Genomic DNA, 22,779 nt, shown 5'->3' with positions numbered 1-22,779 from the left:
TAGGTAGTTTTAGAGGAGGGAAAAGAGTGATTAATTTTAACTTTTTTATGAATGATGTTGTCCGCCAAGCGCGTGAAGAGATTGTCTCTGCTGGATATACAGAATTGACGACACCAGAAGCGGTAGAAGAAGCGTTTAAAAGAAATGGAACAACACTTGTAATGGTAAACTCTGTATGTGGTTGTGCAGGTGGTATTGCTCGTCCTGCTGCTGCGCATTCCGTACATTATGATAAACGTCCTAACCACCTTGTAACGGTGTTTGCAGGTCAAGATAAAGAAGCGACAGCAAGAGCGCGTGAATATTTCGAAGGGTACCCACCTTCTTCTCCATCATTTGCTTTATTAAAAGATGGAAAAATTGTAACGATGGTAGAGCGTCATGAAATTGAAGGTCATGAACCGATGCAAGTTATTGCGAAACTACAATCATATTTTGAAGAGAATTGTGAAGAACTATAAAAAATAAGAGAAAAGGCGGCACGTCCACAATCAAGTGGATGTGCCGCCTTTTTTATTTATTATTAAAATTTATGGAATATGCATAGTTGTGTTATTTTATGCATCATTTTATACATGAAAAATAGTGTTTATATTGTTTTGTTATTTATTTTTATTTTATATATTGCATAAAAATAAAAGTGCTGATACAATACAAACATCGAATAAATATTCTATTAAACTTTTAAATATACATTATTAGGGGGAAGAAAGATGAAGAAGTTAGTATCAATATCGTTTGCACTTATTTTAATTGTAAGTATATTCAGCGCTTGTAGTAATGGGGAATCGAAAGAAACAAAAGGAAATAAAAAAGTACTCGTAATGGGAACTTCAGCAGATTATAAACCTTATGAATATGTAGATGCGTCAAAGAGCGATGAAATTATCGGCTTTGATGTTGATGTTGCTAAATATATCGGAAAAGAACTTGGGTATGAAGTGAAAGTGAAAGATATGGATTTTGGTGGTTTATTAGCATCTCTTAGTTCAGGAAAAGTTGATTTCGTAATGGCAGGCATGACGCCAACTGCAGAGCGTAAAAATAATGTTGATTTTACAGATATTTATTTTGTTGCGAAAAATATGGTCGTTTCTAAAAAGGATTCTAACATTAAATCTGTAGAGGATTTAAAAGGGAAAAAAGTAGGAGTACAAACAGGGTCTATTCAAGAAGAGAAAGCAGCAGAATTTAAAAAACAAGTAGATTTCCAGGTTGAGGGACGTGACCGTATACCAGAAATCGTACAAGAAATTAAAGCTGGTCGTTTTGACGCTGCAATTATAGAAGACACAGTTGCTAAAAATTATTTAGAGAAAATGAAAGATTTACAAGGAGTTGAAATTAAAGAAGCGCCAGAAGAAGTTGGAGCAGCAATTGCCCTTCCGAAAAACAGTGATAAAACAGCTGAATTTAATAAAGTAATTAAAAAAATGCAAGAAAATGGAGAAATGGATAAATTAGTGAAGAAATGGTTTGGCAGCGGAAAATAAGCTGCCTTTCACTTTTCTGTGAGGGGAATGAAAAGAATGAACTTAGATTTTTCGGCGATTACGCCTTCGATACCATATATACTAAAAGGTTTAGAAGTTACTTTGAAAATTGTAGCAGTATCAGCTTTAGCAGGATTTATTTTAGGAACGCTATTAGCACTTTGTAAAATTGCTAGAATACGAGCATTAAATATAGCAGCAGATTTTTATACATCAATTTTTCGTGGTACACCCCTTGTATTGCAATTAATGATTATTTATTTCGGTGTCCCGCAAATAATTGGTTATGAAATACCAGCATTCTTAGCTGCTGTACTTGCATTTAGCTTGAATTCAGGTGCATACATGTCAGAAGTAATTCGTGCTGGTATTCAAGCGGTGGATAAAGGACAAACAGAAGCAGCAATGGCTTTAGGGGTACCATACGGAAAAATGATGAGAAATATTATTTTCCCTCAAGCATTAAAAAATATATTACCAGCGCTTGTGAACGAATTTGCGACACTTACGAAAGAATCGGCTGTAGTAACAGTAATAGGCGCGACTGATTTAATGCGTCGTGCTTACATCGTAGGCGGTGAGACATTTAAATATCTTGAACCATTACTTTTTGTTGGACTGATTTATTATATGTTAGTCATTATTCTTACATTAGTCGGGAAGGCAATTGAAGGGAGAATGAAGAAAAGTGATTAAAATTGAAAACCTTCATAAATCATTTGGTAAAAACGAAGTATTAAAAGGAATTACAACAACGATTGAAAAAGGGGAAGTAGTTGCAATTATAGGACCTTCTGGATCAGGAAAATCAACATTTTTACGTTGTATGAATATGTTAGAAGCACCAACGGATGGTCACATTTGGATTGGAACGGAAGAAGTAACGAATCCGAAAACGAATGTTATGCATGTTCGTGAAAATGTCGGTATGGTATTTCAACATTTCCACTTATTTCCTCATATGACTGTATTAGAAAATATTACGTATGCTCCTATCAATGTAAAAGGGATAACGAAGCAAGAAGCTGAAAAGAAAGCTGAGAAACTTTTAGAAAAGGTTGGATTAGTAGATAAAAAAGATACGTATCCAAATCGTCTTTCGGGAGGACAAAAGCAACGTGTAGCAATTGCAAGAGCGTTAGCAATGGAACCCGAAGTTATGTTGTTTGATGAACCGACATCGGCGCTAGATCCAGAGATGGTGAAAGAAGTGTTAGAAGTTATGAAATCGTTAGTTACGACAGGAATGACGATGGCTATCGTTACACATGAAATGGGCTTTGCAAAAGAAGTGGCAGATCGTGTTCTTTTCTTGGACGGAGGAAAGCTTGTAGAAGATAGTGCGCCAGAAGAATTTTTTGCAGCGCCGAAAAGTGAACGTGCGCAACAATTTTTACAAAAAATATTGTAATATGAAAAGGTTATGTGAATAATAAGTAGAAAAGGATGACATTGTGTCATCCTTTTTTTATACTAGCTGTAAATACGTTTATACATATAGGAGTAATGATATGTTTAAAATTGGATACCGTACAGTAAAAACAGCAATAGGGACAGGCGCGGCAGTTTTTATTGCTCAGTTATTAGGGTTGGAATTTTATAGTTCAGCAGGTATTTTAGTTATTTTATGTGTACAAAATACGAAGCGCAAATCGCTTCAAGTGTCGTTACATCGTTTTCTAGCGTGTGTATTATCAATGGTATTCGCGTTTTGTATTTTTGAAACGATCGGCTATACACCACTTGCAATTAGCATATTGTTACTTACATTTATTCCGACTGCAGTAATGCTTAAAATTCAAGAAGGCATTGTCACGAGTTCAGTTATTGTTATGCATCTATATTCATTGAAGCAAATTACATGGCTTATAGTTGGAAATGAAATTGCTATATTAACGATAGGGATTAGCGTGGCGTTATTAGTAAATATGTATATGCCGAGTAGTGAAAATAAGCTAAAAGAGTATCAGGATAAAATAGAGAGCAATTTTAAAACGATTTTGTTTGAAATGGTTGTGTATTTACGAAATCGAGAAAGTAGTTGGAGTGGGGCAGAACTCATTGAAACCGAGAATATGTTAAATGAAGCAAGAGATTTATCGTTTAAAAAACTTGAGAATGCATTTATGCGAGAAGATGATTATTACTATCGTTATTTTAATATGCGTATGCAACAATTCGAAATTTTAGAGCGAATGATACCACTAGCAGCTTCTTTATCATGGACATATGAACAAGCTGATATGATTGCAGATGTTGTTGAAAACATTGGTAATGCTATTAGCCCTGAGAGTACTGGCGTTATTTCCTTAAGGCAGCTTCAAGAAATGAGGGAATTATTTAGAGACATGCCATTACCAGCTACACGCGAAGAATTTGAGATACGTGCGAAACTTGTTCAACTTGTGTATGAAATGGAACAATATTTACTCATTAAAAGTCGCTTTAAGGGAAAGGATAATATAAAAGAACTTATATAGAAGGTAGGAATTATCTATGCCGTATCTTCTCTCTATCATATTATGTCTTTCTTTATCGCCGATTTGGCCTCTTGGGGATAATCCACGTGCCGGAGATCCTTTTATTATTGTAAATAAAGCAACGAATAAATTAGCTTACATTGACGATGGAAAGATTCAAAAGGTTTTTCCAGTAGCGACAGGGAAAACGAATGAATTAACTCCAGAAGGAACTTTTGATGTTGTAATGAAAGCGAAGGATCCGTATTATATTGCGAAGGATATTCCAGGTGGGTCGCCAAAAAATCCACTTGGGTCAAGGTGGATTGGATTTAATGCAAGAGGAACTGATGGAAGTAAATATGGAATACATGGAACAAACCAACCGAGTTCAATTGGAAAGTATATTTCACAAGGGTGTATAAGAATGAAGAAAAACGATGTGGAATATTTGTTTGATCGCATTCCAATTGGAACGAAAGTATGGATTGTGAAATCGAAAAAATCATTTCAGCAATTGGCAAAAGAAAAAGGAGCCGTTGCATATGAAAAAGCCAACGAAAAGGTTGGCTTTTTCTATTATAATAAGTTGTCTTGACATGTGTACATAACCGTGCGTTAATGAGAATATAGAAAGATAAAATTAGATAAAGGGGTTGCTCATATGTACTTGAATCCAAAACTTTCGTATATGCAGTTTTTTATGGGATTTCTATTTGTTATTACATTCATATTGGCAACTTTTAATATATGTTCTTATCTTGTAGCGATTGTATGTATGGCATTACTTAATCTAACTTTTGTTATTGGAGCATTTCAGCAGAAACAATATACAAGTTTTGTAATAGCACTTGTAATGTCATTTTCCTTTAGTATTGTAGCGATTGTGTTTTATATAAAATAAACCATCTCGATGTCGAGATGGTTTATTTTGTCATGTGTAAAAAGTAAAAAAAGGACGAACACATCGCCCTTTTTACCAAAACATACTCGCGCCAGCAAGTAATGTTGTTACAAGCATAGAAATCAGCATCACATAAACCATAACTTTTTGAGCTTTTTTATGCATCGTTATACCTCCTTGCAAATCAGTACAATTTCATTGTAACGAGAAATGAAATTATGGACAAGGGGAGAGTGAGGACAAAATTCGGGAGGGGATTGCAAAATATAACAGGAAATTTGAGTGTGTATAGAGAATATAGTAAAAGGGTATATTGTTAATTTTTAGTTGGGCAAGCTGAAGAATGGAGATACGATGATGAAAATATACGAAACAGATCGTTTATACTTAAGGGAAATTGATGAGTCGTATGCTGAAACAGTTCTTCAATATTACGACAGAAATCGTGAATTTTTAAAAGCTTGGGAAGAGTATAGACCGGATGATTTTTTTACGCTAGATTATCAAAAGAAAAAGTTGCAAAAGGATAGAAAAGAGTTCGAAGAAGGGAAAATCATCAGACTATGGATTTTTAAAAAGGGTGATGATACGAAAATAATTGGGTGTATTTCATTTAATTTAATCGTTCGTGGCATTTATCAATCTTGTGTCCTCAGTTATAAATTAGATAAAGCAGAGTTAAACAAAGGGTATACGACAGAAGCGCTTAGAAAAGCAATTCAAGTTGCTTTTGGGGAATTTCAGTTACATCGTATAGAAGCTCCGATTATGCCTCGTAATTTAGCATCTATACAAGTAGTAACGAAGATAGGTTTTCAATATGAAGGCGTGTCTAGGAAGATGTTAATGGTAAATGGCGTGTGGGAAGATCATATGCGCTGGGTATTGTTAAATGAGTAATAGAAAGCAGATGGTTATCTAGACATGTAAACCATCTGTTTTTTGTCTTGTATTTCGAAACTTTTGCGAAATTCTGTTATAATTAATAGTGTTACATACATAATGGTAGTGCAGGAGGCGCAGTCTTATGATTAATCAAGAACGTTTAGTAAATGAATTTATGGAATTAGTACAAGTAGATTCTGAAACGAAATTTGAAGCAGAAATCTGCAAAGTATTAACGAAGAAATTTACAGATTTAGGTGTAGAAGTATTTGAAGATGACACAATGGCTGTAACTGGTCATGGTGCAGGTAACTTAATTTGTACTTTACCAGCAACAAAAGATGGTGTTGATACAATTTACTTTACTTCTCATATGGATACAGTAGTTCCTGGTAATGGAATTAAGCCTTCTATTAAAGATGGATATATCGTATCAGATGGTACAACAATTTTAGGTGCGGATGATAAAGCTGGATTAGCATCAATGTTCGAAGCAATCCGTGTTTTAAAAGAGAAAAATATCCCTCATGGTAAAATAGAATTTATTATTACAGTCGGAGAAGAATCAGGTCTTGTTGGTGCAAAAGCATTAGACCGTGAGCGTATTACAGCGAAATATGGCTACGCATTAGATAGCGATGGAAAAGTTGGTGAAATCGTTGTTGCAGCTCCAACACAAGCGAAAGTGAACGCAATTATTCGCGGGAAAACAGCTCACGCTGGTGTAGCGCCGGAGAAAGGTGTATCTGCAATTACTATCGCAGCGAAAGCAATTGCGAAGATGCCACTTGGTCGCATTGACTCTGAAACGACTGCAAATATTGGACGTTTTGAAGGTGGTACACAAACGAATATCGTTTGCGATCATGTACAAATCTTTGCAGAAGCTCGTTCTTTAATTAATGAGAAAATGGAAGCGCAAGTTGCGAAAATGAAAGAAGCATTTGAAACAACTGCAAAAGAAATGGGCGGTCATGCAGACGTTGAAGTAAACGTTATGTACCCAGGATTTAAATTTGCTGATGGCGATCACGTTGTAGAAGTTGCAAAACGTGCAGCTGAAAAAATTGGTCGTACACCTTCTCTTCACCAAAGTGGTGGCGGAAGTGATGCAAACGTAATTGCAGGACATGGTATCCCAACAGTTAACTTAGCGGTTGGTTATGAAGAAATTCATACAACAAACGAGAAGATTCCTGTTGAAGAATTAGCAAAAACAGCAGAATTAGTTGTTGCAATTATTGAAGAAGTAGCGAAGTAATGGAAAATAAAAAGCGTGTAAATCAATTATGATTTACACGCTTTTTATTTTGATTCGATTGCTTTGACAAGACGTATAAGCGAATATAAGAAAAACTATGGAAGTATATACGTTGTTGCTACATGTACTAGACGAGGGAATAACCTTAACGTATTCATATTGAAAATCGGAAGTAGTAAATAATTAATTGCAATGATTAATATAACTACAGGGAATGTATAGTTGAGTTTATCCCGCTATTTGCCGGACAGTAAGACCACTACCTCAAAATTCAGCGAAAGTAAAGAAGTTAGGTGGGGGCCCTGCTGCCCGTAAAAGTCCGATTAGTGAGAGTTGATTAAAGTTTCGATTTATATCGATTATAAAAAAGAACAAGTAATTATTATAACTATTGTGCAAAATTTGATATAATAAAAGAACGAACGTTCTGATTAGGGAGTGAGTACTATGCGAGAAATGTATCCGAAAAATGGTCGTGTTATTTTACATGTAGATATGAATTGCTTTTTCGCATCTGTTGAAATTGCTCATGATCCATCATTACAAGGAAAGCCATTAGCGGTTGCTGGAAATGAAAAAGAGAGAAAAGGAATTATTATAACATGTAGTTATGAGGCGAGAGAATACGGAATACGTACGACGATGCCCCTTTGGGAAGCGAAAAGGTTATGCCCGCAATTAGTTGTAAGGCGTCCTAATTTCACATTATATCGCGAAGCTTCATTTCAAATGTTTCAAGTCCTTTCTCGTTTTACAGAAAAGATACAACCAGTCTCAATAGATGAAGGATATTTAGATATTACAGATTGCTACGCACTTGGTTCGCCTCTTGAAATAGCAAAGATGATTCAACAAGCACTATTAACAGAGTTGCAGCTTCCGTGTAGTATCGGAATCGCTCCAAATCTTTTCCTAGCAAAAACAGCTTCTGATATGAAAAAACCTCTCGGTATTACCGTACTTCGAAAACGTGATATTCCAGAAATGATTTGGCCACTTTCAGTTGAAGCAATGCATGGGATTGGAGAAAAAACAGCTGAAAAATTAAATGAAATTCATATACATACAATTGAACAGTTAGCGAAGGGAGACGAGCATATCATTCGCGCTAAAATTGGCAAGCACGGTATTGATTTACAAAAGCGTGCAAAAGGTACGGATGATAGGGAAGTGGATCCGAGTCAAATGGGCCAACATAAAAGTGTCGGTAACTCGATGACTTTTTCAAAGGATATGGATGAAGAGAAAGAATTACTTGATATGTTAGAACGGTTATCAAAATCAGTGAGTAAAAGATTACAAAAGCGAACCCTTGTCAGTTATAATATTCAAATTATGATTAAATACCATGATAGGCGAACAGTAACACGGAGTAAGCAATTGAAAAATGCAATTTGGGAAGAACGCGATATTTTTCAAGCAGCATCCCGTTTATGGAAGCAACATTGGGATGGTGATTCCGTTCGTTTACTAGGTGTTACAGCTACTGAAATAGAGTGGAAGACAGAATCGGTGAAACAATTAGATTTATTTTCATTTGAAGAGGATGCGAAAAAAGAACCACTACTTGCTGTCATTGATCAAATTAACGATAAGTATGGAACACCGATTTTACAACGAGGTAGTCAACTACTACGTAAGCAAGAGAAGTCGTTTCAACAAAAGTTAGAAAATAAGTTTATGTAGAAGGTGTCATGAAGTAGTAAAATCATGACACCTTTCCTAGTTAACTCGCTTCTAAATTTAAAGAAGTCTTCCATCCAGCTCCAGTAACGCCAGATTCTAATAGCATTCTACTTACTATTTTTTCAATTAAGATAGCCGCATTTGTCTTGCGATGTAATGTAGCCTGTATACACACCTTTTGATTAGAATCTACGTCTTCACTATACAACTCTTTTAAACCGATTCCTTCTGTACTTACCATATGCATAAGTAAAAAACGAATATGTGCTTCATTTTCTTCTGAACAAGTAAGGGAAAGTAAGTAGTTCGTTTGTTCTGGTGATTCTTCTTTTGATTTTTTATTCATAAAAAGAGCAATTGGGCGAAGAAGTATATTTGCTAGTAACACGCCGGCTGCACCTAATATAGCTGCAACGAGGAAACCGGCGCCTGTAAGAGTACCGACAGCAGCTGCACACCATAAAGTAGCTGCTGTATTTAGCCCTCTAATACTAAAACCATCGCGGATAATAACGCCACCCCCTAAAAATCCAATACCACTAACGACTTGAGCAGCAATGCGGGATGGGCTAGCATCATGATCAAGCATGACGGATAATAAAACAAATATACAGGCACCAAGTGATACGAGAGCATTTGTCCGTAACCCAGCCATTCGGTGTCTCCATTGTCTTTCCATTCCAATGCAAGCTCCTACAATAATTGCTATAACTAACCTGAATACAATGTCGTACCATACCATCATGGTCACCTCCATATATAATATGTGTTATGTTTTTTAGAATGAGCGGGGGATACCCACTCATTCTTATTTTTACAACCAGCTATGAAACTTTTTAATATAAAGCTTTTTCAGGAATTGTGTTAAAAAAGCGTAGCCTAATAGTATTCCTACTAACCAAGGGAAATAGTTAAGTGGCAATGCTTGTAAACCAACGGCTGCACCAAGTGGTGAGAATGGAATATAAATCCCGATTGCCATAATAAGAGCGGTTAATAAAACGACTGGTGTTGATGCAGTACTTTGAATAAATGGAATCTTTTGTGTTCTTATCATGTGAACAATTAAAGTTTGTGTTAACAACCCAACGACAAACCAACCGGACTGGAATAATGATTGCTCGCTCGGTGTATTTGCACCAAATACATTCCACATGACTACGTATGTGATAATATCAAATATAGAACTAATTGGGCCGATACAAATAATGAAGTTTCGTAAGTTTGCAGTATCCCATTTTCGTGGTTTTTCTAGAAACTCTTTATCCATTTTGTCCCATGGAATAGAAAGTTGTGAAATATCATAAAGTAAGTTTTGAATTAAAAGATGAATGGCAAGCATCGGTAAAAAAGGAATGAAAGCACTTGCTACTAACACGCTAAACACATTACCGAAGTTAGAGCTAGCTGTCATCTTAATATATTTTAAAATATTTCCGAATGTAGTACGTCCTTCTAAAATCCCTGCTTCTAATATAGTTAAACTTTTTTCGAGTAGAATAATATCGGAAGCTTCTTTCGCAATATCAGTAGCAGTATCAACAGATATTCCGACATCAGCTTCACGTAATGCTACAGCATCGTTAATGCCGTCTCCCATGTAACCTACAGTGTGTCCATTTCCTTGTAATGCGTGTATAATACGAGATTTTTGCATGGGATTAAGCTTCGCAAATACAGTCGTTTCTTCGGCAAGTCTTGCTAATGCTTTATCTGGTAAAGAATCAATCTCGTAACCGAGGATTGGTTCGCAGATATCTAATCCAACTTCTTTACAAACCTTTCTTGTAACAATTTCGTTATCGCCAGTTAAAATTTTCACTTGTACACCATGTTTCTGTAATGCTTGAATTGCAGCTGCTGCAGATGGTTTCGGTGGATCTAAAAAGCCGATATATCCAGCGAGAATCATATCAGTTTCGTCTTTTACTGTGTACTCTGTATCATTTATTCTTCTATCTTTTTTATAAGCCACAGCAATAACCCGCATACCTTCACTATTTAGTGTCTCACTTATTTTTTTGACATTTGAACGTATTTCCTCGGTGAGTGGAACGATTTTTTCATCCACTTCAGTGTAGTTACAAATTGATAAAATTTCTTCTACGGCACCTTTACAAACCATTGTATGTTCACCTGAAATATCCTTTACGATGACTGACATACGCCGGCGGGCGAAATCGAATGGAATTTCATCTAGCTTTTGAAAAGCTGATGGATTAAATGTATTGTTTTCCTCTGTATGCTTAATAACAGCTTTATCTATTAAATTTTTCAATCCAGTTTGATAGAAACTATTTAAATAGGCAAATTGCAAGACGCGATTGCATTCATTTCCCTTGGGATCTAAGTGACGAACAAGGACAACGTTATCTTCTGTTAAAGTTCCGGTTTTATCTGTACAAAGAATGTTCATAGCACCTAAGTTTTGAATAGAATTTAGCTGTTTTACAATTACTTTTTGTTTAGACATTTTAACGGCACCTTTAGCTAAATTAGCAGTTACAATCATTGGTAACATTTCAGGTGTAAGGCCAACAGCGACGGCAATAGCGAAGAAGAAAGCTTCTTGCCAATCACCTTTTGTGAATCCATTAATGAGAAGAACAATAGGTGCCATAATAAGCATGAATGTAATTAAGAGCCAGCTTACTTTGTTTACACCTTTATCAAAGTTTGTTTCTACACGCTTTCCAATTACCTTATTGGCTAAAGAGCCGAAATACGTATCGGTACTTGTTGAGATGACAACAGCTTTTGCGCTACCACTTACAATATTTGTTCCCATGAAACAAAGGTTTTCCATATCGAGTGGATTGTAATTTTTTTTCATGTTTGTCGGTAAGATATGCTTATTTTCTGTATGGTAGCAGTGTTCGTATTTTTCTACAGGAAGTGCTTCCCCTGTTAAAGAAGATTGATTAACAAATAAATCTTTAGCGGATACAATACGCACATCAGCTGGAATGATATCACCGGCTGAAAGGGAAATGATATCGCCAGGTACAAGTTCCTCAATTGGAATTTCTGTTGTGTAATTTCGATTTAAATTCGTTACATTTTTTGTTTCATGTACAAATCCATTTATTCTAAATACGCTTGCAGTTGTTCGAACCATAGCTTTTAAATTATCGGCAGCTTTTTGAGAACGAAATTCTTGGGAAAACCGAATTGTTGCACTAAGTAGTACCATTGCAGATACGACAATTGTTCCTTGCATATCATCCGTGAAAAAGGAGAGTGCTCCAAGAGCTAATAAAACGAAAATAAATGGATTTTTAAATGCCGACAGAAATTGAATGTACCACGGTGCCATTTTATTATGAGCTATTTCGTTCGGACCATATAAAGAAAGTCTACGAGACGCTTCTTGTTTAGATAATCCATCTTGTGTTGTTTCTAAAAGTTTTAACGCAGAGCTTACATCTTGTGTTGCAACCTCCACTAATAATTCGTTATTTGTTTTCATGCTATCTTGCTCATAAGCATGCTTTGTTTCTTGTCTTTGTAAATTAAACATCGGTAGTTCCTCCTCTGTCATGAAGGAGGAAACAATCTGTTACCTAACTATTTGAAATGGTGAGGAACAGTTTCTTTCCTACCTACATGATGAAATATGAATGTAAAACGTATGGGTATCTGGGCCGAATCATCAATTGCCAACTGTTCCTCACCTCCGTACAATTTAGTAGTTTCTGAATATGCTATGTTTGTTTCATAGTAAGGTGCATATAGACGTAAAAAGACCTTTACTCAAAACGAGTAAAGGTCTGAATTCGCAGTTAAAAGAGTCCACAACAAAGACTGTTAGTAGACATAAATAAAAACAGTTTTTGTGTATGACAAAATACATGCACCTCTCCCTCGTTGAGTTTTAGCACTGTATAGCATAGGTACTGAAACCAGCTACATTAAAAAAGGCCTTCATTCCGACCTTTCCTGTTGACCCATTGGCGTCTCTCGACATTTTTGGGCAGCAGCGTTTCTCTATACAGGAGCCTCACCTAACAGAGACCATATTCAATTACATGTTGAATGTTAGCACTGTAAAATTGTAGTGTCAATATCTTTTTTATCTGTGTTTTTAAAATATTAAACGGATTTATAATAGATATGTGGGATGAAATGTATGATATTGATTATAAATAATATGAAAAATAAATATTTTTATAAAAGGGGAATTTGTAATGGGACCACAAAATTTTATTATAAATATTGAGAATCAAAAGTGGTTGTTTAATGAGCAGGAAGATTTATGTTCTCACGGGGAAATTTATTTAAATGTGGATGGAACGATTATTACACAAACAGGTATGGATGAGGAATGGGGAATAAGTGAATCAGCTTTAGCTCTGTTACGAACTTTAGATAAAGAATATATTTGTGATATTGAAAATGAAGAGGGGCTTATTTTGCACGGATGTGGCACTATGCTCATGTTAGGATGCCCAATTTCAATTCATTGGACTATAAACCATATAGGTGAAAATGTGGTTTTAAAGGATTTTGTCAAAGTTATTTCTACTGATCAAAAGGCTATATACTATGAAGGGCTTCATATAGAAGTAAATGAAAATGAATATAGAAAACAAATTGTTTCTTTTGCACTACAAGCAAAAGAATTATTTAATAAATCAAGTGAAAAGATAATTTCAAATGAGTTTGAGCGAAGTATGTATACCGACTTTTGGACGGAATATAATCATTTGCTAAATAAGTATAAATAAAAAAGCACTGTAACCAGTGCTTTTTTATTATAGATTACGAGATTGTAGGGTTTTCAAAAATAACAATCTCTGAACTGTTTGTAGTTGAAACGCGTTGGGCGTAATATGTTAAAGCTGAAGAAATATATGCTGGTAACGTATCATTTGTATGTGATGTTGTATATTCATGGATTAATTCCTTTAAAGTTGTCCATTCTAATTGTGCTGGGTGATCAGACACGAAAGAACTTACCCAGCGATCAAATGAAGATGAAAAATCAGTTTGTAAACGAAATACTTCTTTCATAATAAAACGCTCCCTTAAAATGTAGTATAATTATTTTAACACAAAACACGAACGATAGCTAAATTTTTTGAGTATAACGTTCGTGTTATATAGTTGTCTAGATGTTTGGTTATGTAAATTCAATTTGCCATTTGAAATAACATTCCGTAAGATGAGAGATAGAGTATATTTAGAGCTGGAGGAAAGAAAGTGGAATTTGTATTTTTAGGAACTGGTGCAGGTGTTCCTTCAAAAGGAAGGAACGTTTCAGCAATTGCTTTACAATTGTTAGAAGAACGAGGACAAACTTGGTTATTTGATTGTGGCGAGGCCACGCAACATCAAATATTACATACATCTGTACGTCCGCGCCGCATTGAAAAAATATTTATTACGCATTTACATGGCGATCATATTTTTGGATTGCCTGGTTTATTAGGTAGCCGTTCATTTCAAGGAGGAACTACGCCTTTAACGGTGTATGGACCGAAAGGAATTAAACAATTTATTGAAGTGGCATTATCGGTAAGTACGACACATGTGAAATATCCACTTGAAGTTGTGGAGATAACAGAAGAAGGTACCGTATTTGAAGATAATGAATTTTATGTAGAAACGAAAAGATTGTCACACGGTATAGAATGCTTTGGATATCGTATTGTAGAGAAAGATATACAAGGTGCTCTTTTAGTTGATAAGTTGCTTGAGATGGGTGTGAAACCAGGTCCAATCTTTAAACGTTTAAAAGATGGTGAAGTAGTTGAATTAGAGGATGGCACGATATTAAATGGAAATGAGTTTATCGGCCCACCTCAAAAAGGAAGAATTATTACTATCTTAGGTGATACCCGATATTGCGAAGCGAGTAGGGAGCTTGCGCAAGATGCAGATGTACTTGTCCATGAAGCGACTTTCGCAGCAGAAGATGAGCAACAAGCGTATGATTATTTTCATTCTACATCTAAGCAAGCTGCGAGCATTGCACTTCAGGCAAATGCGAAGCGACTAATATTAACTCACATTAGTTCTCGCTATCAAGGAGATACATATAAGGAATTATTGAAAGAGGCTAGAGAGTTGTTTTCTAATACAGAAATAGCGACAGATTTGAAATCATTCCCAGTAGAAAAATAATAGTTTTGTAAAAAATGGTAACGGTGGGTTACCATTTTTTTATGTCTAAAAAAATTTAAAAATAAAACTGTTATTATTTTATACTTATACTTGGATGATACAGAAAAATAGGATGCTTTGAATATATAGGATAAAAATACGAAATAATGATTATTTAGAAAAACTGTTATATAAGTCAGATGACATACAAGTGATACAAATAGCAGAAATGGAATTTTATTCAGAACTTTTAAAATTCAACAAAAGTAAGCGTTTTATAAAAAACAAGCTATAATGAGGGCAGATTATAATTTATGATAAGTCGCATGTATTTTAGTCATTATCGTAACAAGTGAAGTTGACTAAATCATGAGAGAGTAACACGAGAATTATAATAGGAAAGATATTACTATTATTTGTCATAAGTCTTTTTCACTTTTTAGCTAAACGATATGATTAGCAAGTGTAGCTATTGCGAGTTCCTTAGTAGAAGCTTTTTATTAATAAGGTGGTGGAGATTTAATTGGTACACCACTCTTTAAAAGAGTTCAGAACATCAGCAGGTAGTCTAGGCGGAATAGCGGGTGCAAATTTAGTTGCATTAGCAATGGTTATATCACTTGTTTATGCTATGCTTGCAATGGCTTCTGTGTTAAACTTTGGATTGCTACCAGACTTTATTCTGGATTATCTTGTATCATTTTTAAATGAAAATAATGCTAAGATTCTTATGTATTATGATAACTGGTATTATTTCAGGTTATATTGGATTACTTTTATTCAAAAACTATCCAATTCGTACAGCAGAACAAATTCGTGGTACAACTGGAAAAGCGACAGATGTAGCAGCTTAATAGAATAGTAGAATAAATTTTTTCATAGAGGTTTAGGGGGAGTTATGATGAAGTATCGCTCAGTATTTGATATTATCGGTCCAGTTATGATTGGACCATCAAGTTCACATACAGCAGGCGCAGCAAGAATGGGGCAAGTTGCTCGCCAGCTGTTTCGTCATGAACCAGAAAGAGTAAGCATTTCGTTATATGGATCATTTGCAAAGACGTATCGAGGGCATGGTACGGATGTAGCACTAATCGGTGGAATATTAGGATTTGAAACAGATGACTTACGTATTCCAGAGGCGCTAGAAATAGCAAAAGAGCGCGAAATTGAAGTGGAATTCATTGAAGAAGATGCCAATGCACCTCACCCAAATACAGCGAGAATTCGTTTGTATAAAGGTGAAGATGAAATTGAAGTTGTTGCTTGCTCAATTGGTGGCGGTAAAATTGAAGTTGTAGAATTAAACGGATTCGATCTTCAATTATCAGGCACGAGCCCAGCACTACTTATTGTAAATAACGATCGCTTCGGTGCTATTGCAGCGGTAGCTTCAATCCTTGCGAAACATGAGATTAACATTAGTACAATGAGTGTTTCTCGTAAAGAAAAAGGAAGAAGAGCGCTTATGGTCATTGAAACAGATGAATTATTAGCAGATGAAGTGATTGAAGAAATAAAAGCGCAACAAAATATTTGTCAAGTAACTATTATGGAATAATTGCAGGGGGGACACACCATGTTTCGGAACGCAGCGGAACTAGTGGCGCAAGCTAAAGAACAAAATGTAAAAATCGCAGAAATTATGATTCAATGTGAAATGGAAACAAGAAGTATTTCACGTGAAGAAGTAATTGCTGGTATGGAAAAGAACTTAGTCGTGATGGAGCAAGCAGTAGAACGTGGTATTCGCGGCGTGAAATCACCAACTGGTTTAACTGGTGGAGATGCTGTAAAAGTTCAAGCGTATATGAAGAGTGGAAAAGGCTTATCAGGAGATACGATTTTGGACGCAGTAAGCAAAGCTGTTGCAACAAATGAAGTAAACGCGGCGATGGGAATTATTTGTGCAACACCAACAGCAGGGTCTGCTGGAACAGTGCCAGGTGTACTATTTGCACTAAGAGAAAAATTGCAGCCTACACGTGAAGAAATGATTGAATTCTTATTTACAGCAGGAGCTTTCGGTATGGTTGTTGCGAATAACGCTTGTATTTCTGGTGCAGCGGGAGGATGCCAAGCTGAAGTTGGTTCAGCAAGTGGAATGGCGGCTGCAGCCGCAGTTGAGATGGCTGGTGGAACACAAGATCAAGCAGCTACAGCGATGGCAATTTCATTAAAGAACATGCTTGGTTTAGTGTGTGATCCTGTTGCAGGACTTGTAGAAGTACCTTGTGTAAAACGTAATGCAGCAGGAGCTGCGAATGCGATGATTTCAGCAGATTTAGCATTAGCTGGTGTAACGAGTACAATTCCATGTGATGAAGTAATTGAGGCAATGTTTAGAATCGGACAAACGATGCCAGTAGCACTTCGTGAAACAGCAGAAGGTGGACTTGCAGCAACGCCGACTGGTCGTCGCCTGCAAGAAGAGATTTTTGGGAAGAACAATAACTAAGTGTAATTATAGAAAAAGGAGCTCAAATAAACTTGAGCTCCTTTTTCTATTTTTCTTTTGTTAGTTGTTCTAATGTTTTTCCAAGATTATGTGATCGTTTCGTTGCCTGTGTAATACAAGAAATAAGTGCTTGTTGAAATTTATGTTCTTGTAATACTTCAATACCTGCTTCGGTAGTTCCACCAGGAGAAGTAATTTCCTTTCTCAAAATAGAAGGGTGTTTGTCACTTGCTTTTAGCATTTCAGCAGCACCAATCATCGTTTGAAGAATAAGTGATTTTGCAACATCTTCTTTTAAACCAATTTTTTTTGCAGCTTCTTCCATAGCTTCCACTACGTAATAAATATAAGCAGGTCCACTTCCGGATAATGCAGTGACAGCATGCATATCTTCTTCCTCTACAACAGAGACGAGACCAATTGTTTCAAATAAAGATGTTGCAGTGCGAATATGCTCCGCTGTTGCATGTTTTGAAGGGGAGATAGCGGTAGCAGATTTTAAAATGGCTGCGGATGTATTTGGCATTGCACGAATAATTGGAACGTCTTTTTGAAGTAGTTTTCTAATTGAGTCAGTAGAAACACCTGCTAGTAATGAAATAATAAGCACGTTATTATTTATGTATTCTTTAAAAGGGGTAAGCGCCTCTGCAACATCCTTTGGTTTCATTGCTAGAAAAAGAATATTTGCATCAGTAAGTAATTCTTTTTTATTATGAGTACCTTTGACACCGTATTTTTTATGTAGCTCTTGTAATCTTGTCTCGTTAGAACGATTACTTACAGTAATTTGTTCACCTTTAACGACATTTGCATGTAACAAGCCACCAATAATAGCTTCGGCAATAGAGCCTGCACCGAGAAAGGAAATGTTTTGAATAGACATGATGTTCCTCCTTTAATTTTGGTTAGAAATTCTTATAAATGTACATACATTCGTTTTTTTATAGGAAACACCTCTTTTTATCTGAAAATAATGACAAATATATATAGAAGTTGTAAACTGAAGAAGTATTCATTTTTGAACCGGAAAGAGACAGGGGGGCTAAGCATGACGGCGATTCACCGAATGGAGATTCCTGTACCATTTGCAGTGGAAACTGTGAATGTGTTTTTAGTTGAGGGGGAGACATTAACATTAATTGATACAGGGACGAATACAGAAGAGGCAAGGAATGCGTTAGAAAGTCAATTAGGTGCATTAGGACATACGATAGAAGATATTGAAACAGTAGTCATTACGCATCATCATGCAGATCATTGTGGACTTTTAAATATATTTTCTGAGAAGACGAATATTATTGGACATCCTTGGAATGAGCCTTGGATTACACAAAATCCAGAATTTTTAAAGCGGTATCATGAATTTTTTAGAGAGACGGCCTTACAGTTTGGTGTGCCAGCAGCATTTTTGAAAGACGAGTCGTTATTGACGACGAGGACACTTAAATATTCTTGTAATAGATCGTTAACGCATACTGTGAGAGAAGGAGATCGTATTGATTCTTTGCCTGGATTTACAGTACTTGAAACACCAGGTCATGCTTCTACTCATATTTCTTTATATAGAGAATCTGATGGAATATTAATTGGTGGAGATGCTCTCATTAGTCATATTTCTTCGAATCCAATACTAGAACCGCCATATGAAGGGCAAACAGAGCGGGCACGCCCATTACTACAATATAATCAAACATTACAGCGTTTAAGCGAAATGAATATTTCACGCATTTTATCAGGGCATGGGGAAGATGTTCTAAATGTGAAACAACTTATTGAAACGAGATTACAAAAGCAAGAAACACGTGCTTTTAAAGTGCTTGAATTATTAAAGGAAAAACCAATGACAGCATTTGAAGTATGTGTAAAACTATTTCCGGTATTATATAAAGAACAATTACCACTTACTATTTCAGAAACGGTTGGACAATTGGACTATTTAGCATATAATCAACAAGTGATGATTGATGAGTCATCGCAACAATTGATTTATTATGCAAAGTAGGTGACAGCAATGACAGGACGTTTACAAAATAAAGTAATCGTCATTACAGGTGCTTCTAGTGGGATTGGTGAGCAAGTTGCAATGCAAGTTGCAGCACAGGGAGCGACGCCAGTATTAATGGCTCGAACAGAAGAGAAACTACAAGTGTTAGTAGACAAAATTAAAGAAACTTATAATACGCCTTGCTATTATTATGTATTAGATGTAAGTGAAGAGATGGAAGTACAGTCTGTTTTTTCAAAGGTATTACAAGAAGTGGGACGTATTGATATATTAGTAAACAATGCGGGATTTGGTATTTTTAAAACGTTTGAAGATGCGTCAATGGGTGAAGTAAAAGATATGTTCCAAGTAAATGTATTTGGATTAGTAGCATGTACGAAAGCGGTACTACCTTATATGGTAAACAAGAACGAAGGACATATTATTAATATTGCTTCACTTGCCGGAAAAATTGCAACTCCGAAATCAAGTGCGTATGCAGCAACGAAACATGCTGTATTAGGATTTACGAATAGTTTACGCATGGAATTAGCGAATACAGATATTTATGTTACAGCAATTAATCCAGGTCCGATAGATACAAACTTTTTTGAAATAGCGGATCAATCTGGTACATATGTAAAGAATATGGGACGTTACATGTTAAAACCAACATACGTAGCAGAACAAATCGTAAAGTCGATGCACACGAAAAAACGTGAAGTAAACTTACCGAAGTGGATGGGAATTGGTCCAAAACTTTATGCTTTATTCCCAGGTTTATTTGAACGTGTAGCAGGTAAATCATTAAGTAAAAAATAGGAGATTTCCACATGGAAATCTCCTATTTTTTATTGTTTTCCAGTCACATAATCATAAACAATATCCTCAATCTCCTCGTATAAATCAATTTCAATATTTGAATGAGTCACCGTTTGAATATGTTTCACTAGCATTTCCTGATCTTCTTTTGATATTGGACTGCATTGATATTGCTGAAAACTTTTTATAATCATTTTCTCAATTAATTTTTCGTTCATATTTTTTCCCGCCTGTATGTACGTATGTATTGTTTTATTGTACTTGAAGTGAAATAAAAAAACTACTATGCACTATTTTTGTATAAAAATTCGGTTGAGTATATTGTTTTTCTAATAAAATTAAGTTTTTTTTAGATTTAAAAATTTATAAATATTTAATTGACTCTATAAATATACAATATTATAATCATACTTAATTTAAAGAATCGATTTGAGGAGGAACTTATGAAAGTCGCAATTATTGGAGCCACTGGATATGGGGGCATTGAATTAATTCGTTTATTAGAACAACATCCATATTTTTCGATAGCATCTCTTCATTCTTTTTCGCAAGTTGGTGAGTGTATAACAAATGTATATCCGCATCTTCGAAATGTTCTCGTTCATACGTTACAAGAAATTGATGTGAAGACAATAGGGAAAGAAGCAGAAATCGTATTTCTAGCAACACCAGCAGGAGTATCGGCGGAGTTAACTCCCAAGTTATTAGCAGAAGGTTTAAAAGTAATTGACCTATCTGGAGACTTTCGTATGATAGATCCTTCGTCATATGAACTGTGGTATAAAAGGCCAGCAGCGAAAGAAGAAATTCTTAGAAAAGCAGTGTATGGGTTAAGTGAATGGAAAAGGACTGGGATTCAAAAGGCAAATTTAATTGCAAACCCAGGATGTTTTGCTACAGCCACATTGCTAGCGATAGCGCCGTTAGTACGTAGCGGCATGATTGAAGAAGATTCGATTATTATTGATGCGAAATCAGGGGTATCAGGAGCAGGTAAAACACCAACAACAATGACTCACTTTCCTGAGCTATATGATAACTTGCACATTTATAAAGTGAATGAGCATCAGCACGTTCCAGAGATTGAGCAAATGCTTACAGAATGGAATAATGGATCACAGCCAATTACATTTAGCACACATTTAATACCGATATCACGAGGAATTATGATTACACTTTATGCAAAAGTAAAACAAAAGATGGAAATAAAGCAACTTCAAAAATTGTATGAAGAAACGTATGAACAATCGCCTTTCATCCGAATTTGTACGCAAGGGAAATTTCCAAGTCCAAAAGAAGTGAGAGGCTCAAATTATTGTGATATTGGCATAGCTTACGATGAAAGAACTGAAAGAGTTACGGTCGTTTCTGTTATAGACAATATGATGAAAGGCGCGGCTGGGCAAGCGATTCAAAATGCAAACATAATAGCGGGACTAGAAGAGACAACAGGTTTACAACATATGCCGCTTTATCTATAAGGGGGACATGATGATTAAAGTAGCGTCTATTACAAAATTAGAAAATGGTTCAATTGTAACGCCGAAAGGCTTTTCGGCAATTGGTACTGTAAATGGTCTGAAAAAGGAGAAAAAGGATTTAGGGGCAATCGTTTGTGACGTACCAGCATCATGTGCCGCTGTGTATACAACGAATCAAATACAAGCAGCCCCTTTGCAAGTAACGAAGGATAGTATAACGGCAGAAGGGAAGTTACAAGCAATTATCGTTAATAGTGGAAATGCAAATGCTTGTACTGGAATGCAAGGATTACAAGACGCATACGAGATGCGCGCGTTAGGGGCGGAACATTTTGGAGTGAAAGAAAATTACGTTGCAGTAGCTTCAACAGGTGTAATTGGTGTTCCACTGCCGATGGATATAATCCGAAAGGGGATTGCAACTCTTATACCGACGAAGGAAGAAAGTGAAGCATATTCTTTTTCTGAAGCAATTTTAACGACGGATCTTATCACGAAAGAAACTTGTTATGAAATGATTATTGATGGGAAGAAAGTGGCGATTGCGGGTGTTGCAAAAGGTTCAGGGATGATTCATCCGAATATGGCAACGATGCTTAGTTTTATTACGACAGATGCTCATATAGAGCGTGACGTATTGCAAACAGCATTATCCCAAATTACGAATCATACATTTAATCAAATTACGGTAGATGGAGATACTTCTACGAATGATATGGTCATCGTTATGGCAAGTGGATTATCAGAAACAAGCCCGATAAATATGGAACATACAGATTGGGAAACTTTCGTATGTACTTTACAGAAGGTATGTGAAGATTTAGCAAAAAAAATTGCGCAAGATGGTGAAGGCGCTACGAAGTTAATAGAAGTAAATGTGCTAGGAGCTCAAACGAATGAAGAGGCAAAAAAAATTGCAAAGCAAATAGTCGGTTCGAGTCTTGTGAAAACAGCAATATATGGTGAAGACCCAAACTGGGGACGAATTATTAGCAGTATTGGACAAAGTGAAGTAGCTATTAATCCGAATACAATTGACATTACTCTTCAATCTATATCGGTATTAAAAAATAGTGAGCCTCAAATATTTTCTGAAGAAGAAATGAAAGAGAGATTACAAGAAGATGAAATAGTGATTAATGTGTACTTACACTTAGGTGAAGAGACAGGATCAGCTTGGGGCTGTGACTTAAGCTATGAATATGTGAAAATAAATGCTTGTTATCGTACATAAGGAG

The 22,779-nt window shown here is 35.7% G+C and carries 24 protein-coding genes and 1 riboswitch; of the genes, 18 read left to right on the top strand and 6 right to left on the bottom strand.

Features of this window, described 5'->3' with window-relative positions:
• The first annotated feature begins 47 nt into the window (after positions 1 to 47).
• From C3Y97_RS21005 to C3Y97_RS20975, 7 genes are all read left to right on the top strand, one after another.
• Complete coding sequence (locus tag C3Y97_RS21005; protein ID WP_001979317.1) at positions 48 to 461, top strand: BrxA/BrxB family bacilliredoxin; 414 nt, start codon at positions 48 to 50, stop codon at positions 459 to 461.
• Between the two features lie 252 nt (positions 462 to 713).
• A complete protein-coding gene (locus tag C3Y97_RS21000) occupies positions 714 to 1,493 on the top strand; it encodes a transporter substrate-binding domain-containing protein (protein ID WP_000737675.1) in 780 nt (259 codons plus the stop codon).
• A 36-nt stretch (positions 1,494 to 1,529) separates the two neighbouring features.
• Complete coding sequence (locus C3Y97_RS20995; RefSeq protein WP_001046916.1) at positions 1,530 to 2,189, top strand: amino acid ABC transporter permease; 660 nt, start codon at positions 1,530 to 1,532, stop codon at positions 2,187 to 2,189.
• Positions 2,182 to 2,904, top strand: coding sequence for an amino acid ABC transporter ATP-binding protein (locus C3Y97_RS20990; protein ID WP_000590200.1), 723 nt, complete (start codon positions 2,182 to 2,184; stop codon positions 2,902 to 2,904). The genes C3Y97_RS20995 and C3Y97_RS20990 overlap by 8 nt, the downstream gene beginning before the upstream one ends.
• A gap of 100 nt (positions 2,905 to 3,004) precedes the next feature.
• Positions 3,005 to 3,973 (top strand): aromatic acid exporter family protein, encoded by a 969-nt coding sequence (locus C3Y97_RS20985; RefSeq protein ID WP_000472671.1) that lies wholly within the window; start codon positions 3,005 to 3,007, stop codon positions 3,971 to 3,973.
• A gap of 16 nt (positions 3,974 to 3,989) precedes the next feature.
• Positions 3,990 to 4,550 carry a L,D-transpeptidase gene (locus C3Y97_RS20980; RefSeq protein WP_001146566.1) on the top strand — a complete coding sequence of 187 codons (561 nt, stop codon included), beginning with the start codon at positions 3,990 to 3,992 and terminating at the stop codon, positions 4,548 to 4,550.
• A 66-nt stretch (positions 4,551 to 4,616) separates the two neighbouring features.
• Entirely contained in the window at positions 4,617 to 4,856 is a 240-nt protein-coding gene (locus C3Y97_RS20975) for a DUF3894 domain-containing protein (RefSeq protein WP_000281167.1), read from the top strand.
• 72 nt (positions 4,857 to 4,928) lie between these two features.
• Here the strand turns inward: C3Y97_RS20975 and prli42 are convergent, their stop codons facing one another.
• Positions 4,929 to 5,021, bottom strand: a complete 93-nt coding sequence (gene prli42 / locus C3Y97_RS27905; RefSeq protein WP_000549040.1) for a stressosome-associated protein Prli42 — start codon at positions 5,019 to 5,021, stop codon at positions 4,929 to 4,931.
• Positions 5,022 to 5,210: 189 nt separating this feature from the next.
• Here prli42 and C3Y97_RS20970 point away from each other — a divergent pair, with 189 nt between their 5' ends.
• The 3 genes from C3Y97_RS20970 (at position 5,211) to C3Y97_RS20960 (ending at position 8,688) form a co-directional block, all read left to right on the top strand.
• Positions 5,211 to 5,756, top strand: coding sequence for a GNAT family N-acetyltransferase (locus C3Y97_RS20970; RefSeq protein ID WP_001987197.1), 546 nt, complete (start codon positions 5,211 to 5,213; stop codon positions 5,754 to 5,756).
• A gap of 127 nt (positions 5,757 to 5,883) precedes the next feature.
• Positions 5,884 to 7,002 (top strand): tripeptidase T, encoded by a 1,119-nt coding sequence (locus tag C3Y97_RS20965; RefSeq protein WP_000609803.1) that lies wholly within the window; start codon positions 5,884 to 5,886, stop codon positions 7,000 to 7,002.
• A 447-nt stretch (positions 7,003 to 7,449) separates the two neighbouring features.
• A complete protein-coding gene (locus C3Y97_RS20960; protein WP_001208858.1) occupies positions 7,450 to 8,688 on the top strand; it encodes a DNA polymerase IV in 1,239 nt (412 codons plus the stop codon).
• A gap of 40 nt (positions 8,689 to 8,728) precedes the next feature.
• Here the strand turns inward: C3Y97_RS20960 and C3Y97_RS20955 are convergent, their stop codons facing one another.
• Complete coding sequence (locus C3Y97_RS20955) at positions 8,729 to 9,430, bottom strand: MgtC/SapB family protein (RefSeq protein ID WP_136363630.1); 702 nt, start codon at positions 9,428 to 9,430, stop codon at positions 8,729 to 8,731.
• Between the two features lie 72 nt (positions 9,431 to 9,502).
• On the bottom strand, positions 9,503 to 12,208 hold the full coding sequence (gene mgtA, locus C3Y97_RS20950) for a magnesium-translocating P-type ATPase (protein WP_000482696.1): 2,706 nt from the start codon (positions 12,206 to 12,208) through the stop codon (positions 9,503 to 9,505).
• Between the two features lie 331 nt (positions 12,209 to 12,539).
• Positions 12,540 to 12,707, bottom strand: a riboswitch (M-box (ykoK) riboswitch).
• A gap of 168 nt (positions 12,708 to 12,875) precedes the next feature.
• On the opposite strand from mgtA, the gene C3Y97_RS20945 reads away from it, so the two are divergent.
• The gene (locus C3Y97_RS20945; RefSeq protein WP_000529166.1) at positions 12,876 to 13,415 is read left to right on the top strand and encodes a hypothetical protein; all 540 of its coding nucleotides are present in this window, start codon (positions 12,876 to 12,878) and stop codon (positions 13,413 to 13,415) included.
• A 34-nt stretch (positions 13,416 to 13,449) separates the two neighbouring features.
• On the opposite strand, the gene C3Y97_RS20940 is transcribed toward C3Y97_RS20945, so the two are convergent.
• Positions 13,450 to 13,701, bottom strand: coding sequence for a DUF3932 family protein (locus C3Y97_RS20940; protein ID WP_000665709.1), 252 nt, complete (start codon positions 13,699 to 13,701; stop codon positions 13,450 to 13,452).
• Positions 13,702 to 13,890: 189 nt separating this feature from the next.
• On the opposite strand from C3Y97_RS20940, the gene rnz reads away from it, so the two are divergent.
• The 3 genes from rnz (at position 13,891) to sdaAA (ending at position 17,251) form a co-directional block, all read left to right on the top strand.
• Positions 13,891 to 14,814, top strand: a complete 924-nt coding sequence (gene rnz / locus C3Y97_RS20935; protein WP_000397455.1) for a ribonuclease Z — start codon at positions 13,891 to 13,893, stop codon at positions 14,812 to 14,814.
• Positions 14,815 to 15,694: 880 nt separating this feature from the next.
• Positions 15,695 to 16,354, top strand: a complete 660-nt coding sequence (gene sdaAB, locus C3Y97_RS20925) for an L-serine ammonia-lyase, iron-sulfur-dependent subunit beta (RefSeq protein ID WP_000877445.1) — start codon at positions 15,695 to 15,697, stop codon at positions 16,352 to 16,354.
• An 18-nt stretch (positions 16,355 to 16,372) separates the two neighbouring features.
• Complete coding sequence (sdaAA, locus tag C3Y97_RS20920; RefSeq protein ID WP_000489461.1) at positions 16,373 to 17,251, top strand: L-serine ammonia-lyase, iron-sulfur-dependent, subunit alpha; 879 nt, start codon at positions 16,373 to 16,375, stop codon at positions 17,249 to 17,251.
• Positions 17,252 to 17,297: 46 nt separating this feature from the next.
• Here the strand turns inward: sdaAA and proI are convergent, their stop codons facing one another.
• Positions 17,298 to 18,137 (bottom strand): pyrroline-5-carboxylate reductase ProI, encoded by an 840-nt coding sequence (proI, locus tag C3Y97_RS20915; protein ID WP_000027249.1) that lies wholly within the window; start codon positions 18,135 to 18,137, stop codon positions 17,298 to 17,300.
• Between the two features lie 165 nt (positions 18,138 to 18,302).
• Here proI and C3Y97_RS20910 point away from each other — a divergent pair, with 165 nt between their 5' ends.
• Both C3Y97_RS20910 and C3Y97_RS20905 read left to right on the top strand, forming a co-directional pair.
• Positions 18,303 to 19,256: an MBL fold metallo-hydrolase gene (locus C3Y97_RS20910; protein WP_000125119.1), complete on the top strand. Its 954-nt coding sequence runs from the start codon at positions 18,303 to 18,305 to the stop codon at positions 19,254 to 19,256.
• Between the two features lie 9 nt (positions 19,257 to 19,265).
• The gene (locus C3Y97_RS20905) at positions 19,266 to 20,060 is read left to right on the top strand and encodes an SDR family NAD(P)-dependent oxidoreductase (protein ID WP_000147797.1); all 795 of its coding nucleotides are present in this window, start codon (positions 19,266 to 19,268) and stop codon (positions 20,058 to 20,060) included.
• A gap of 29 nt (positions 20,061 to 20,089) precedes the next feature.
• Here the strand turns inward: C3Y97_RS20905 and C3Y97_RS20900 are convergent, their stop codons facing one another.
• Positions 20,090 to 20,278, bottom strand: a complete 189-nt coding sequence (locus tag C3Y97_RS20900; protein ID WP_001003222.1) for a YqzH family protein — start codon at positions 20,276 to 20,278, stop codon at positions 20,090 to 20,092.
• Between the two features lie 225 nt (positions 20,279 to 20,503).
• Between C3Y97_RS20900 and argC the strand changes: the two genes are divergently transcribed.
• Together argC and argJ are read left to right on the top strand one after the other, a co-directional pair.
• Positions 20,504 to 21,541: an N-acetyl-gamma-glutamyl-phosphate reductase gene (gene argC, locus C3Y97_RS20895; RefSeq protein ID WP_000861256.1), complete on the top strand. Its 1,038-nt coding sequence runs from the start codon at positions 20,504 to 20,506 to the stop codon at positions 21,539 to 21,541.
• A 10-nt stretch (positions 21,542 to 21,551) separates the two neighbouring features.
• Complete coding sequence (gene argJ, locus C3Y97_RS20890; protein ID WP_136363629.1) at positions 21,552 to 22,775, top strand: bifunctional glutamate N-acetyltransferase/amino-acid acetyltransferase ArgJ; 1,224 nt, start codon at positions 21,552 to 21,554, stop codon at positions 22,773 to 22,775.
• The last annotated feature ends 4 nt before the right edge of the window (positions 22,776 to 22,779 follow it).

Source organism: Bacillus sp. DU-106 (assembly GCF_004799705.1).
In the GTDB taxonomy this organism is placed as follows: Bacteria; Bacillota; Bacilli; order Bacillales; family Bacillaceae_G; genus Bacillus_A; species Bacillus_A cereus.
Note: the sequence above shows the minus strand (reverse complement) of the source record. Positions and strands in the feature narration are given on the sequence as shown.